Annotated in this window: 12 protein-coding genes; 5 read left to right on the top strand and 7 right to left on the bottom strand. The window is 62.6% G+C overall.

From position 1 onward, the window contains the following. Position 1: 1 nt before the first annotated feature. Both BM400_RS12275 and BM400_RS12270 read right to left on the bottom strand, forming a co-directional pair. Positions 2–721, bottom strand: coding sequence for a class I SAM-dependent methyltransferase (locus BM400_RS12275; protein WP_089841857.1), 720 nt, complete (start codon positions 719–721; stop codon positions 2–4). A 165-nt stretch (positions 722–886) separates the two neighbouring features. After that, on the bottom strand, positions 887–1,078 hold the full coding sequence (locus tag BM400_RS12270) for a flagellar biosynthesis anti-sigma factor FlgM (RefSeq protein WP_089839425.1): 192 nt from the start codon (positions 1,076–1,078) through the stop codon (positions 887–889). Positions 1,079–1,222: 144 nt separating this feature from the next. Here BM400_RS12270 and yiaK point away from each other — a divergent pair, with 144 nt between their 5' ends. Next, complete coding sequence (gene yiaK, locus BM400_RS12265) at positions 1,223–2,233, top strand: 3-dehydro-L-gulonate 2-dehydrogenase (protein ID WP_089839424.1); 1,011 nt, start codon at positions 1,223–1,225, stop codon at positions 2,231–2,233. Here yiaK and BM400_RS12260 read toward each other — a convergent pair. Beyond that, complete coding sequence (locus tag BM400_RS12260; protein ID WP_245781848.1) at positions 2,223–3,584, bottom strand: ArnT family glycosyltransferase; 1,362 nt, start codon at positions 3,582–3,584, stop codon at positions 2,223–2,225. The two genes, yiaK and BM400_RS12260, sit on opposite strands and share 11 nt — an antisense overlap. Positions 3,585–3,675: 91 nt before the next feature. Between BM400_RS12260 and BM400_RS12255 the strand changes: the two genes are divergently transcribed. Beyond that, positions 3,676–7,242 (top strand): trifunctional glycoside hydrolase family 18/polysaccharide deacetylase/glycosyltransferase family 2 protein, encoded by a 3,567-nt coding sequence (locus BM400_RS12255; protein WP_089839423.1) that lies wholly within the window; start codon positions 3,676–3,678, stop codon positions 7,240–7,242. A gap of 394 nt (positions 7,243–7,636) precedes the next feature. Here BM400_RS12255 and BM400_RS12250 read toward each other — a convergent pair whose 3' ends face one another. Together BM400_RS12250 and BM400_RS12245 are read right to left on the bottom strand one after the other, a co-directional pair. Further along, positions 7,637–8,113, bottom strand: a complete 477-nt coding sequence (locus BM400_RS12250) for a hypothetical protein (protein ID WP_089839422.1) — start codon at positions 8,111–8,113, stop codon at positions 7,637–7,639. Positions 8,114–8,291: 178 nt separating this feature from the next. Further along, on the bottom strand, positions 8,292–8,825 hold the full coding sequence (locus BM400_RS12245) for a GNAT family N-acetyltransferase (protein WP_089839421.1): 534 nt from the start codon (positions 8,823–8,825) through the stop codon (positions 8,292–8,294). Positions 8,826–8,968: 143 nt separating this feature from the next. On the opposite strand from BM400_RS12245, the gene BM400_RS12240 reads away from it, so the two are divergent. After that, positions 8,969–9,886, top strand: coding sequence for a dienelactone hydrolase family protein (locus tag BM400_RS12240; RefSeq protein WP_089839420.1), 918 nt, complete (start codon positions 8,969–8,971; stop codon positions 9,884–9,886). Positions 9,887–9,970: 84 nt separating this feature from the next. Here the strand turns inward: BM400_RS12240 and tdh are convergent, their stop codons facing one another. Then, positions 9,971–11,005 (bottom strand): L-threonine 3-dehydrogenase, encoded by a 1,035-nt coding sequence (tdh, locus tag BM400_RS12235; RefSeq protein WP_089839419.1) that lies wholly within the window; start codon positions 11,003–11,005, stop codon positions 9,971–9,973. A gap of 92 nt (positions 11,006–11,097) precedes the next feature. Between tdh and BM400_RS12230 the strand changes: the two genes are divergently transcribed. Continuing rightward, positions 11,098–11,592 carry a DinB family protein gene (locus BM400_RS12230; protein WP_175529007.1) on the top strand — a complete coding sequence of 165 codons (495 nt, stop codon included), beginning with the start codon at positions 11,098–11,100 and terminating at the stop codon, positions 11,590–11,592. Between the two features lie 141 nt (positions 11,593–11,733). Here BM400_RS12230 and BM400_RS12225 read toward each other — a convergent pair whose 3' ends face one another. Further along, positions 11,734–12,930: a VWA domain-containing protein gene (locus BM400_RS12225; RefSeq protein WP_245781847.1), complete on the bottom strand. Its 1,197-nt coding sequence runs from the start codon at positions 12,928–12,930 to the stop codon at positions 11,734–11,736. 118 nt (positions 12,931–13,048) lie between these two features. Between BM400_RS12225 and BM400_RS12220 the strand changes: the two genes are divergently transcribed. Next, positions 13,049–14,806 (top strand): SpoIVB peptidase S55 domain-containing protein, encoded by a 1,758-nt coding sequence (locus tag BM400_RS12220; protein ID WP_245781846.1) that lies wholly within the window; start codon positions 13,049–13,051, stop codon positions 14,804–14,806. The last annotated feature ends 119 nt before the right edge of the window (positions 14,807–14,925 follow it).

Here is a 14,925-nt window from a genome sequence, read left to right as displayed (position 1 = left end):
TTCAGGCTACCTCAGCGGCCGGGTCGGATGCCTTGCGCTTCTGGCAGACGGCGTACTGGTACCAGCCGTCGTACTGGAGGTCGACCGACTCCCAGGGCTGGGAGTGAATGAGGGTGGAGAAGTCGGGTCGGGTCATGACGTGGGCTTGCAGGGGTTCCCGGTAGCTGCCACCGGGACTGGAGGTGAGTTTCGAAAGGATCCACATGCAACTGAGGGGGATGCGGGTGCGGAAGCCGGAGGTGGGTTCGGCGATAAAACATCGGCCACCGGGGCGGAGGACGCGGTGGATCTCGGAGAGGACGGCTTCGCGGCCAGGGACGATGAGGAAGAGGCGCGAGACGACGATGGCGTCGACGTTGGCGATCCACGGCGGAAGAGAGCAGGCGTCGCCGAGACTGAAGTCGCAGTTGACGAGGCGGCGGCGGGCGGCGCGGAGTTTGGCGCGAAGGAGAAGCTTTTCGGAGAGGTCGATGCCGGTGGTCTGGATGCCGGGGAACTCGGTGGCGAGGCGGCAGGAGTAAAAGCCGGGGCCGCAGCCGAGTTCGACGACATGGGTGCCGGGGCGGGGGCCTTCGGAGGGAAAGAGCGAGCCGGCGATCTCGTCGGTGTGGTCGCGGAAGAGGTATTCCCGGCAGAGCGCGTAGAACCACGACCAACGCTCGAAGAGACTTTCGCGCTCGGTGACGGCAGCGGCGGATATCTCGGAGTCAACAGAACTCATTGGAACCTTTGCATCGCTCACGATCGTGTCGGCGAAGGGATTTGCCGTTCGTTCCTGATGATAGCGGATTCTCTTGAGGAGGCTTGGCGGGATCACAAAAGCGTTTGCAGGGCGAAACTGCGGGGGCATTGCCGGACCGGACTGGTCCGCTCGCGCGCGGGGCGGTTACTTGTAACTGGTGATCGCGTCGAGGATGCACGAGGCTATGGCGGTGGAAGGGATGCGGTAGGTGCCGGAGTCGATGCGGGCGCGGAGGTCGCGGATCTTGTTCCAGCGGACGTCGGCGGGGCCGTCGATCTCGATGGGTAGGGGCTCCTCGGCGGGGCTGAGAGTGGGCGGCAGGGTGGGGATTTTCATGGTCTTCCTCCTCTGGATGGGTTATCGGCGGAGGATTAGAGAACTTTAATGGTCCGTGTTTTTTGTGCGGGACCAGGGAGGCCGGGGACGGACAGCCGGAGGGTCCCTTGCCACCCGGAGGCGATACCCCCTACCCTAAGCGGTATGCTTCGAGTCCCTTACGACGACCTTTACGCCGCACTTCTGAAGACGATCCTCCACCTTGGCGTTCCCAGCGAAACCGCCCCCCTTTGCGCGCGGCTGTTTGCCGAGACGGACCGCGACGGCGTCCGGACGCATGGGCTTGCGCGCTTTCCTCGCTTCTCGGCGATGATCCGGACGGGGCATATCGTGCCGGATGCTGTTCCCACCAAGACCTCGGGCTTCGGGGCGATCGAGCGCTGGAACGGCAACCTCGGACCGGGCAATCTGAACGCGTATGCCGCGATGGGGCGCGCGATGCAGCTTGCCCGTGAACATGGCATGGGAGCGGTGGCGCTCTCGAACACCAACCACTGGATGCGTGGCGGCTCCTATGGCTGGCAGGCGGCGACGGAGGGGATGTTCGGGATCTGCTGGACCAATACGCTGGCCAATACGCCGGCCTGGGGCACTGCCAAACCGACGATTGGGAACAATCCCCTTATCCTGGCGGTTCCACGCGCCGCGTCGCCGGTGGTGCTCGATATGGCCACGACCCAGTTTTCGATGGGGTCGCTGGCGGCCTACGCGCAGCGGGGGGCGCAGCTTCCGGTTCCTGGCGGGTATGACAGCGAAGGCGAGCTGACTACGGATCCGAAGGCCATCGAGACGTCGCTGCGTACGCTTCCGATCGGCTTCTGGAAGGGCTCCGGTCTGTCGCTTTCGCTGGACCTGTTCGCCGCGATGCTCTCGGGCGGGCTGTCCACGCATCAGCTTCCGCTGGATCCGCTGAAGGAGTCAGGACTGTCGCAGTTCTTTCTGGCGATCGACCCGACGAACTTCACCGATCCGGCACAGCTCTCACAGATTGCCGAGTCGATTCTCGACGACCTGCATGCCGCGCCTCCGATCGAGGGCACGCGACCGCCGCGCTATCCCGGCGAAGAGACGCTGCGGCTGCGCGACGAGAATCTGGCCAAGGGTATTCCGATCGACGAGACGCTGTGGCAGAGGCTGAACGACTTCACGATCTAGGGCGTCTCGACCCGTTGGCGGAGTAGGCCAGCACCCCGCTGGCCCAGACGAAGATAAGCGGGAAGAGTTCCAGCGTGTAGCGCGGCTCCGAGTTATCGATCGTGGCCAGCAGGGCGCAGCGCAGGACGCAGAAGGCCAGCATGCCCCAACCTGCGGCCCCTCCGATTCCTGCCTTGCCGATGCCCCAGCCGGCGAGGCCGAAGTAGAGCAGGTTGATGATCCCGAGGCCTACGGAGATCCAGGCCCACCTGCCCCACTTCCACCAGTCCAGAGGCACATTCATCAGCTCCGTGCGGGGGCGGAAGAGCATGTTCGTGAGCCTTCCGAGAGGCATCTCCACGTAGTAGCGCAGCGGCGATGCCTTGACCCGTTCGTCCGCAATCGCCTTGAAACGCATGTCGAATGCGGCCGTTGCGGTGGTCGTCTGGTTGTACTCGTCGAGGAGCTGGGCGGTGGTCTTTCGCTGCTGCGCGGTATCGAACGCGCGGTCCGGCAGATCCTTCATGAGGATGGGATCGGTGTCGTAGTGCCAGTACACGGAGTCGGTGGTGATGAAGTCCAGGCCCCAGGTTCGGTACCACTTTTGAAAGCCTACCGGGATGAGTTCGCCCGGGTCGGTGGCGTTACGCGGAGCAAGCGGCTGGAGGACATGGAAGGTGATCCAGTTGCGTACGGCCCAGGGGCCGAGAGGCAGCACGATCAGGAGAGCTGTGGCAGCGACCGCCGCGAGCCTTCCCTTCCCTCGCCAGGCCATCCAGGCCATCGCGGGGACCACCGCCGCCGCCAGTAAGCCCTGCTCCGGCCGCAGGAGCACCGCATAGGCCATTGCGGCCCCGGCACCGACCACCCAGCGGTTCATGCCGAGGCCGGCATCCCGCCAACGCAGCACTGCGTAAAAGGCTGCGGCGATACAGAGCAGGCTGAGCGTCTCGGTGAGGGCTGCGCCGGTATAGTTCGCGGTGAAGGGGCACAGCACACCCAGCCAGAGCGCCAGCCACCAGGCTCTTTCGCCATAGAGCCGCCGCGCGATGCCGGCCACCAGCAGACAGGTCCAGAGATCGGCGACGGCCTGCACAAACATGGGCGCGCCGTAGTGATCGACGCCGAAGACCGCGAAACATGCGGTGAGAAAGATGGGGTAGCCGGGAAGACGCAGGAGGGTCGGCCTGGCACCGAGACCTCTGGTGAACCCGTAGACGCCATGCCGCAGCCAGTTCTTGGCGATATCGCCGTAGACGAGGCTGTCCCCGGTGACCCTGGGGCCATGGGTGATGAACCAAGCCCGCAGGCCAAATCCGATGGCAAGCGCGAGAGCTACCACAAGCACCTCGCGACCTTTCGTCCGCATCATAGCCATAGTCCCATTTTGCTGCTTATGATAACGCGGACGACGACCGCCGGCCTCACAGCCCTCTACCTGCTACGATGAGCCTACAGCGACCATGAGCAAGCCAGGCAAGCCAGTTTTTTACGATCCGCAACGCAAACGCTGGAAGCGTCTGCGCCGCATCTTCGATGTTCTCGCCCTCATCGGTCTTGTCCTCGGTGTGCTGTTCGTTATTGGCCTGGCGCGCATGAAGCCTTTGCCGACCCTTCTGCTGCAGAGCCAGAAGCGCAACTACCGTGCGCTGCAGAATGAGCCAGTGCCCGCGCTGAAGCCGGGACAGAAGCTGTCGCCGACTGCCCATCGCCACTCGAACCTTTCGCCCGCCGACATTCCGCTGAACAGCGGCGAAGGCCTGCGCGCTGCCTACTATGTCGACTGGGACGCGGCCAGCTACTCCTCGCTGAAGGAGCATATCAAGCAGATCGATCTTCTTTTTCCGGAGTGGCTGCATGTGGTGACGCCGGACGGATCGCTGACCGCTTTCAACTCCTCCGACAACACGCCGTTCGCCGTCGTGGACAATGCCGGCGTCCACTCCGTCGATGCGGAAGACAAGGTCGCGCACGTCCTCGCGGAGGCCCGCGTCGACACCGCTATTTTCCCGCTGGTGAACAACACCAACCCGCTGACTGGCGCGTATCTTCCCGGTATTGGCGACTTTCTGGGTAACCCCGATGCGCGCGCCAACTTCATTCACCAGGTCGACACCTTTCTGGCGGCGAACCCCAAGTATCGCGGACTGACGATCGACTTCGAAGATATCCCGACTGCGGACCAGGTTGGCTATCAGGCTCTTGTCGCCGCGCTGTATCTCGACTTCCATCCACGCCACCTGCGGCTGTACCTGAAGACCCCGATCGGCGACACGGACTACGACCTCAAGTTCCTGGCCGAGAATTCCGACGGGCTGCTGATCATGAACTACGATCAGCACCAGAGCGCTACCGGCTCCGGCCCCGTCGCCGCACAGGATTGGTTTCTGGACAACCTGGCTACGGTCATCAAGACAGTTCCCAAAGAGAAGATTATCTGCGACCTTGGCAGCTATGGCTACGACTGGACCATCCAGGTGCCGCCACCCGCACCGCCGGTGAAGAAGGGCCACAAGCCGCCACCTGCTCCGCCGGAGAAGGTTCTCTCCGCCCGGTATATTTCGACGCAGAACGCGTGGCAGGCCGCGTTCGATTCGGAGGCCGCGGTGACGCTGGACCCGGACTCGCTGAATGCGCACTTTGCGTATGACGACATGGACGGCCATGTGCGGCACCAGGTGTGGTTCCTCGACGCGGTGACGGTGCTGAATCAGATGCGCGCGGCGCGTGCCCTGGGGATTCAGACCTTCGCGTTGTGGCATCTTGGCTCGGAGGACAACTCGCTTTGGAAGGTCTGGGATTCTCCCGGGAAGACCGATCCCTCCAAGGCACTCGCGGACGTCGCCCCCGGCTACGAGATCGATACGGAAGGGGAGGGGGATATCCTCCGCGTGACGCGCCGCCCGCAGAACGGCAAGCGCACCATCACACTCGACGATGACGACAGCGTGCCCGCCGAGAAGAAGATGATCACCGCCGAGACGATGACGGCGTACCCGCTCTCGTACACGGTGGAGCAGTATGGGTATCAGCCGAAGAAGGTCGCGATCACCTTCGACGACGGACCCGATCCTGTGTGGACTCCGAAGATTCTCGACATTTTGAAGCGGTACAACGTCAAGGCCACGTTCTTTATGATCGGCGAGGTGGCCGGCAACTACGTGAGCACGATGCAGCGGGTGTACCGCGAAGGCCACGAGATCGGCAACCACACCTTTACGCACCCGGATATCAGCGAAATCTCGCACAGCCAGGTGGACCTGCAACTGAACCTGACGGAGCGCTTGTTCGCCTCGAAGCTGGGGGTGCAGCCTCTTTATTTCCGGCCTCCTTACTCCATCGACCAGGAGCCCGACACGAACGATCAGGCTGCTCCGGTGGACCGCATTCAGGGGCTGGGGTACGTCATTATCGGCAACAAGATCGACACGAACGACTGGGACGAGCATCCGCGCAAGACGCCCAAGGAGATCTCCGACTCGGTCTTCGAACAGATTGCCGATATGGATGCGCATCCGTGGACGAGGGGCTCCATCATCCTGATGCATGACGGCGGCGGAGACCGGAAGCCGACGGTCGACGCGCTGCCGGTGCTGATCCAGACGCTGCGGGATCGCGGATACGAGATTGTTCCGGTCTCGGAGCTGGTTGGGAAGACGCGCGAAGAGGTGATGCCGCCGCTGAACAAGCATCAGTTGTGGCAGGCGCGTGTGGACTCCATCGCGTTCTTCTTCTATGCGTTCTTCAATTACGTGGTGGTGTGGATCTTCTTCGTCGGCGATGTGCTGATGTCCGGACGGCTGATCATCATCGGCCTGTGCGCTCTTATCGATCGGCTGCGCACGCGCAAGAACTTCGCCACGCCGGACTATAACCCGCGCGTCGCGGTGCTGATTCCGGCCTATAACGAAGAGACGGTGATCGTGCGCACCATTCGTTCGGTGATGATGTCGAACTATAAGAACATTCGCATCATCGTCATCGACGACGGCTCCACCGACGACACGTTCAAGGTGGCGACGGAGGCCTATCCGAACGATATCGCGTCGGGCCGGCTTACCGTGATTACGAAGCCCAATGGGGGCAAAGCGGAAGCACTGAACTTCGCGCTGGAGACGACCGACGAAGAGATTTATGTCGGCATCGATGCGGATGGTGTGATCGCGCACGATGCGATCACGCGGCTGGTGCCGCACTTCGCGGATCCGCGGATCGGAGCGGTCGCCGGCAACGCGAAGGTGGGCAATCGCGTGAACCTGTGGACGCGCTGGCAGGCGCTCGAATACATCACGAGCCAGAACTTCGAGCGGCGGGCGCTGGACCTGTTCAATGTCGTCATGGTGGTTCCGGGAGCGATTGGCGCGTGGCGCACCGCAGCGGTGAAGAAGGGCGGGTGCTACGCGGTCGATACCGTGGCGGAAGACGCCGATCTGACAATGAACCTGCTGGAGCAGGGCTTGTTTGTGGTGTATGAAGACCAGGCGCTGGCGTTTACCGAGGCTCCGATCAATGCCAATGGACTCATGCGCCAGCGGTTCCGGTGGTCGTTCGGGATTTTGCAGGCGATCTTCAAGCACAAGGGCGCCATTCGGAACCGTCCCGCGATGGGTCTGTTTGCGCTGCCGAATATCCTTATCTTTCAGATTCTTCTGCCGTTAGTCTCGCCGTTTATCGATCTGGCCTTCGTCTTCGGCTGCATCCATTACGCGCTCGACCGGTACTTTCATCCCGAGACGGCGTCCACATCGAGCTTTTACAAGCTGCTGACGTTCTTCCTGGCGTTCCTGATCATCGACTTTGCGGCGAGTGCTCTGGCTTTTACGCTCGAGCGGAAACACCCCGCGAGCAAAGGGGATGTCTGGCTGTTGGTGCATATCTGGATCCAGCGGTTTACGTACCGTCAGGTGTTCTCGGTGGTACTGTTCAAGACGGTCAAGCGAGCCATCGACGGCAAACCGTTTGCGTGGGACAAGCTGGCACGCACCGCGCAGATGTCCAAAGCGACGGAAGCCATTACTACGGGGGAATAGCCGGGTTGGGCGGCTTTCGTGGTGGGCCTACAGAGGAAGATGCTGCTGGACACGCTGGTGCGCTTCGATTCGGTCGTCGCGTGGCGTGGCGGGGCCGTCGGGAGTACTGAAAGCGGCGACGGCAGGAATTGAAGCGGCGGATCGGTACCGCCCGGAACAAGCGCAGGATCGCTGCGGGGATGGACGGCGAATTTCAGGGACCAAGTTCAGAAACGGTTACGTTCCCGAGTCGGTGACTCCCTTGCCTTCTTGCGTTGTTCGAGCCCTGGAGGCTGTGGCTCCCTCCGAAGTAGCCATGTGCGGCAGAAGTTCTCCAGGTTTCCGAGACAAAGCGAGAGGGCCGTCAGCGAAGTTTGCTGACGGCCCTTTCGCTTCCCATCCGAACTAAGACAATTTAGCGACGACCGCCGCCACCGTGCGATCCACCACCACCGCCGTGGAATCCACCGCCGCCACCGACGTTGCCATGGAATCCGCCACCACCGCCCACGAAGCCACGTCCGCCGCCAGCGTAACCACCACGGTAGCCGCCACGATATCCGCCGTAGCCACCACGGTAGCCGTATCCGTATCCACCACGATAGCCGTAGCCGCCACGGTAGCCGATGCCGCGATAGCCATACCCGCGGTACCAGGGGCCTACGCCGATGAACAGGCCGCCATCAAACCACTCGGGACCGTAGTAGCCGTAGGGAGCGCAGGCATAAGGAGGAGCGTTGTAGTAACCCCACTGGCAGACTGGCGCCGGGCCATAGTAGCCTCCGCCATAGACCGGTCCGCCGATCCCCACGCCTACTGAGATCTGGGCATGAGCAAACGCCGCCGGAACCATCAAGATACCGAGAATTGCAACCAACCTGAGATAACGCATAAGTCATTCTCCTCTAAGAGCACCGGCGTCGTACCCGGAGCTCCATGCCGTTCTGAAAACCAGCTAACTGTTCAAACGCGAAGTAAATTCGAAAGTTGCGAATCTCGCATTCACTCCGCCGTGGCTCGAAATCTCTCACAGCCACACTTGATTGGATGCAGACCACGGGAAAAGGTACTCAATCTCGCTTCACCATCTTTACGACGGCAATGGTCTGGCCGTCTGCTACCGGCACCTCGATCCTCTCCATTTCGACGTAACCCCGGAGACGGTAGAGCCCCACTCCGCTCAAGGTACTGCCCATTTCGAAGCGGCGAAACCCGGCTTCTCTCGCTCCGTCCTCCGCTGCCTGGAGGAGCCTTCCTCCGATTCCCTGCCGCGCAAACTCCGGGTCGACGAAGATCGCTCTGACCTTGGCAGCGTCGACGGCGGGGTCCAGCCGTTCCGGCTCGATGGCCTCCACCTGCGCATCTCCGCCGTAAAGGGTCTTGCGGCCGCTCCATCCGCCGCACCCTACGAGACGATCCCCGGCGAAGGCTCCGTAGTAGCCGCCGTCCGCCACGAGGCGCGAATCGACGGTAAAGACGGTCTTGAGTGCGGCCTCACGCTGCGCCTCGGTGTACTCCACCTGTAAACCGCGTACCGAGGCCTGAATCAGCGCTGTTACCGCCGGCACGTCCTCTAAACCAATCACTCTTATCAGGATTTGCATCTTCGGATTTTACTCAGAGGCGACGTGGGCGCGAGGCGGGCGGGGTGTAGCTCCGTTCCCGGCGCGATGGGTCCGGCGCAGCGGGGGAGAAACGGGCGACCGCCCCCTTTACACCGTCCCGATCTCCCCACTACACTCGGCCCATGCGACTCTCCGCCCAGACCCTCCTCGCTGCCGCCCTGCTGCTTCCCGCAGCCGTCTCCGCTCACGCGCAGGACTGGGCGAAGACCCGTCTCAATGCGTCGCCGCGCCACACCGAGATCGTGACGCTGACGCACGGCGACCGATCGCTCAAGGCCTTCGTCGTCTACCCGGAGGTGAAGAACAAGGCCACCGTCGTGGTCCTGATCCACGAGATCTTCGGTTTGTCCGACTGGGCGAAGGAGATGGCGGATGAACTGGCTGCGGCAGGCTACATTGTGGTGGCACCGGATCTGCTCTCCGGTGCGGGGCCGAACGGAGCGGGCTCCGAAGCTTTTCCCACGCCGCAGCAGGCCATGCCGGCCGTCTCCGCGCTGAATGCCGACCAGGTGACTGCGGACCTGGACGCCGCGGCGGACTATGGCAAGACCATCCCCTCCTCGAACGGCAAGACGGTTGTTGCCGGTTTCTGCTGGGGTGGAGGTAAGTCCTTCGCGTTCGCGACGCATCGTAAGGACCTCTCCGCGGCCTTCGTCTTCTATGGTCCCGGACCAGCCGATGTTTCGACCATCTCGGCCCCGGTTTACGGTTTCTACGCGGGGAACGATGCTCGCATTGGAGCGACCGTTCCCGCGACCACCGAGGCGATGAAGGCCGCGCACAAGAAGTTCGAGCCCGTGACCTACGATGGAGCAGGCCATGGATTTATGCGCGCCGGCGAAGACCCCACCAACACGGTGGAGGCCAACAAGACGGCACGCACCGAAGCGTTTGCCCGGTTGACCAAGCTGCTGAAAGAGATCGATACGACGAAGCATACCGCTGCGGTGACGCACCACAGGTCCAAGAACCGCACCCATAACGCCAAGACACCCGAGATCGACTGCCACGACCTGCCCGCCATGCACGCCAGCATGTAGAGTGAACGGCGTCGCCCCTCACGAGGATGCTCGTGAGGGGCGACGCTTTGTCCGGGGGCTTTCGATGACGGCAGAACAGATCCGTCAGGAGGGATCGGCCCACTTGAGGATGACCTTGCCGGAGTTGCCGGAGCGCATGGCGGCGAAGCCCTGCTCGAAGTCCTGCCAGTCGAGGCGGTGGGTGATGACGCCGGAGATGTCGAGGCCGGATTCGAGCATGACGGTCATCTTGTACCAGGTCTCGTACATCTCTCGGCCATAGATGCCACGGAGGGTGAGCTGGTTGAAGATGACCTGATTCCAGTCGATGGCGATGGGCTCTGAAGGGATGCCGAGCATGGCGATTTTGGCTCCGTGGCTCATGTTGACGAGCATGTCGCGGAAGGCCTGGGGGTTACCGGACATCTCGAGGCCGACGTCGAAGCCCTCGTGCATGGTGAGTTCTTTTTGCACAGCGGCGAGGGTGGTTTCGAGGGGGTTGACAGCTTTGGTGACGCCTACCTTCTCGGCGAGGGCGCGGCGGTAGGGATTGGGGTCGGAGATGACGACGTGGCGTGCTCCGGCGTGCTTGGCGACGGCCGCGGCCATGATGCCGATGGGACCGGCTCCGGTGACGAGAACGTCTTCTCCGAGGACCGGGAAGGCGAGCGCGGTGTGGACGGCGTTGCCGAAGGGATCGAAGATGGAGGCGACGTCGAGGGGGACGCCGGGGGCGTGCTGCCAGATGTTGGACACGGGCAGAACAACGTACTCGGCGAAGGCTCCGTTGCGGTTGACGCCGACGCCTGCGGTGAAGGCGCAGAGGTGGCGGCGTCCGGCGAGGCAGTTGCGGCAGCGCCCGCAGACGACGTGACCTTCTCCGGAGACGATCTGGCCGACGTGCAGGTCGGGGACGTTCGAGCCGAAGGCGACGACTTCGCCGACGAACTCATGGCCGATGGTGAGGCCGACGGGGATGGTCTTCGAGGCCCATGCGTCCCACTCGTAGATGTGGAGGTCGGTGCCGCAGATGCCGGTCTGGAGGACGCGAATCTTGACGTCGTTGATGCCCATCTCGGGCTCGGGAACATCCTCCAGCCAGAGGCCACGCTCTGCCTTGCTCTTTACCAATGCTTTCATTGCCATCATCCTTCTTGCGCTACCTGGGGATCGGGTGCGCCTTGGTGATTTTACGCCTATGGCCGGTTGGGATTGGACTTTACAATGAGCGAATGCATGACTCCGTGGCTTCCCTCTTTCTCGACTTCTCCGATCGCAAGCTGGTAACGATGCAGGACAATCTGGCTTCGTGCTGCGCACGGCTGACGGAGGCCCAGATCTGGGCGAAGGGCGGGGAGCATGAGAACTCCATCGCAAACTTGATCCTGCACCTGTGCGGGAATATGCGGCAGTGGATTCTGCATGGGATTCGCGGAGATGAAGATGTTCGGACGCGGGATGCGGAGTTTGAGGCGGCCGGGACGATGTCTACCGAGGAGCTGCTGGGGCTCTTCGCCGGGGTGACGGCGGAGTGCCGGGCTACGATTGCCGGGGTTTCGGCGGATCGTCTGGTGGAGACCATTCATCCGCAGGACCGGACGGTTTCGGTGCTGGAGGCGATCGCCCAGGTGACCGGTCACGTGCAGCAGCATGTGGGGCAGATCATTCTGCTGACCAAGCAGATGGCAGGTACGGATCTGGATTTGACGATGCCTCGGAGACGTTAGGAACTGCCTATCCTGCCGGACGGGCCCGCTGCGCGCGGGGCGGTCACTTCGTGACGTGTGTATCGGTGTTGGCGACTCAAGATGTGCTGGCCCTCGCGTTGCTCGGGATTCAGCTTCCGATCAATGGGAGGGCCGGCGCGGCTATTCGACAGTCCGTTTGGCGTTGTAACCATCGCGGGCGACGATGGAGTACTTGAGAGGCTTGCCCTTCTCATCGGCCATCTTCAGCGGCTTGCCTTCGCGGTCCACCAGGATGACCTTGATCTTGCGATAGGTTCCGTCGTTCTTGGGGTTCGTCGGTTTGTAGGTGAGCAGGTACTGGTTGCGGACAGAGTCGTTGATCTGGGCAAAGATGTCCGGCAAGGCACCTTGAAAGAGCGGGTTGAAGTAGAGGCCGCCGGTCATGCTGGCGAAGGTCTTGAGCTGGTTCTCGGCCTGGAGGGTGTCGAGGCGCTGGATGCCGCCCATGCGGCCCGAGGCATCGCGGAGCTCGTTGATGAGGGCACCGGTGCCGATGGAGAAGATGGTGACGTTGGGGGTCGCCTTGACCTTGGCGAGGATCTTGTCGAGGGTGAGTCTGGAGAAGGTGTCACGTCCGCTGCCGATGAGGATGATGTACTTGCGGCCCTCGATGCGGGAGACGCGGTCGAGCGTCTCGTAGAGGGCGTCGAACATGTTGGTGTCGGAGAAGCCGGGGATGGTGAGGGTCTGGAGGGCCTGACCGACGGTCTCCTTGTTGTTGGTGAAGTCGGTGAGGATGTGGGTCTTGAGGTCGTAGGTGATGACGGCGATGTAGTCGTCGGGGCGGAGGGAGCGGTAGAAGACCTGCGAGGCGTTCTGCATGTCGCGGATGAGGTAGTAGGAGTTGGCCGCGAACTCGAGAAGCATGACGGCGGTGATGGGGGTCTGGACGGTGCGGACGCTGGTGACCTGCTGCTCAACGCCATCTTCGAGGACGAGGAAGTTACCGGCCTTGAGGCCGGGTACGAACTGGTGGGTCTTGTCGAGCATGACGTTGACGCCGAGGTTGACGATGGGGACGTCGACGCGGAGGGAGTAGGTCGCGTTGTCGGGGTTCTTGATCTTCTCCTGCGCGGGAGCGGGCGGAGCCTCGGGCTCGGTGGGCTCCTTTTTCTTTTTGATGATGAGTCCGCCGTTGTCGGTTGCGGGGCCCTCGTCGGGGGTGGATGCCGGGGGCGCGGGCTTCTGCTGATCCTGTGCGTGTGCCGACGGTGCGAGGATCACGGCGCAGAGGAGAAGGGCGAGCACGCGGGTCATGCGGCGAAGGCGGGTCGAGAGGAAGGGCGTCGCATCCAGATCGTTTTGGTAGGTCATCATGAAAAACTCTACTCCGGTTTTGCCCGGCCCTGTCAGGGTTCAGGTGTTCTTTTGTCTGTCATCCTAAGCGGAGCAGAGAGGATGAGCTGGAATGTGGGAAACGGTCTACTCTTTAGACGTGACAATCTTTTCGAAGTTCCACTTGCTCGTTCTCGCCGGCGTCTTCGCGGTGGTTCCCTCGTTGTGTGCACAGACCCCGGCGCATCTGAAGATTTTTCCGCTGTCTGAGGTGCATCGCGGACTGAAGGGGACGGCGTTCACGGTGTTTGAGGGCGTCGAGCCGGAGTCGATGGAGGTCGAGATTCTGGGGGTGCTGAAGGACAATCTCGGCCCTGGGCAGGACATGATCCTGGCTAGACTGCATGGGGCGAAGGCGGAGTTTACGGGAGTGGTGGCGGGGATGTCGGGATCGCCAGTGTACATCGACGGGCGGCTGCTGGGGGCGCTGAGCTATCGGATTGGGCAGTTCTCGAAGGAGCCGATCGCGGGGATTACGCCGATCGAGCAGATGTTCGAGGTACGGGATGCCGGTGCACTGCCTGGCGCGGGGAGCAAGGCTCCGATTACGGCGAATGGACCGCAGCTTCAGCCGATGGAGACGCCGCTGGTCTTTACGGGATTTACGCAGGAGGCGGTGGATCGTTTTGGCGATCGGTTTCGTGCGTTGGGGATGGTTCCGGTGGCGGGACTGGGTGGGTTGGATCCAGAGGCGAAGCAGCCGGAGCCCCTGGTGCCGGGGTCGGCGGTGTCGGCCGTGCTGGTGCGCGGGGACATTGCGATGACAGGGACATGCACGGTGACATATGTCGATGCGACGCAATTGCTGGCGTGCGGGCACCCGATTACGCAGTACGGCGCGGTGTCGATTCCGATGACGAAGGCGAATGTGGTGGCTACGCTTCCGTCTCCGCTGAACGCCTTCAAGATTGTGAATGCGACGGAGACGGTGGGGGCGTTTACGCAGGATCGGGCGTCGGCGATCTACGGGCGGTTCGGGCTGGCGGCGCACATGATTCCGGTGACGGTGGAGATTGCGGGGGCAGGACCTGCGATCCGAGCGCGGACGATCCACTTTGAGGTGCTGGACAACCGGCAGCTTACGCCGAACGCGATGCTGGTTTCGGTGTACCAGTCGCTGCAGGGAACGAACAACTCGGCGTCGGAGATCAGTTACCGGCTTACGGGCGAGATGCGCGTCTCTACGGCCAAGGGGGAGGCGCTGCCGCCGTTGCAGCTCGACGCGGAGATGGCACAGAACGACTTCAATCCGGCGGCGATCAATGCGGCGCTGTATGTGGGCGAGCGATTCGACAAGGTGTATCAGAACAGCGTGGAGCAGCCGGTGATTATGGGGTTGCGGCTGCATGTGGAGGCTGTGCCTACGCGCCGGACGGCGGTGATTGAGACGGCTCGGCTGAGTGCCCCGGAGGCTCGACCGGGCGATACGGTGGAGGTGGAGACGACGCTGCGGCCTTACCAGTCGGCTTCGCGGCTGGTGCGGTTGCAGGTGAGGATTCCGGCGGGGACGGCTCCCGGGCCGGTGCGATTGATGGTGTCGGATGGGGCTACGCTGGACCGTCTGCTGCTGCCCGCGGCGAGCGCGCAGCACCCACTGGCTCTGGCCGATACGATTGCGCAGATCAACCGCAGCCATGCCAACGACCGGCTGTACCTGACGATGCTGGAGCATGCTCCGCAGGCGGTTCTGACCGGAGGCACACTGTCGGCGGTGCCGCTCTCAATGGCCAACGTGCTGGAACCGCTGAAGGAGGGGCAGGAGATGCGTCTGACGGGCGAGAGTGCCGTTGAATCGTCGTCGATCGAGGTGCCGGAAGCCATTACAGGGTCAAAAGTGCTCACTCTGATCGTGCGATAGGTGACATAATTTTGGAGGAATCTCCCATTCGGCAGGAGAAGATACGGCGAATCCACACCCGGTCTGTTGTAGCATCTAGAAACAGGCGGCGCTGATGGGTTCCTTGTGCGCCGTCCAAA

Origin of the sequence: Granulicella pectinivorans (assembly GCF_900114625.1) — a bacterium.
GTDB lineage: Bacteria > Acidobacteriota > Terriglobia > Terriglobales > Acidobacteriaceae > Edaphobacter > Edaphobacter pectinivorans.
This window is presented reverse-complemented; position numbering and strand designations above follow the sequence as displayed.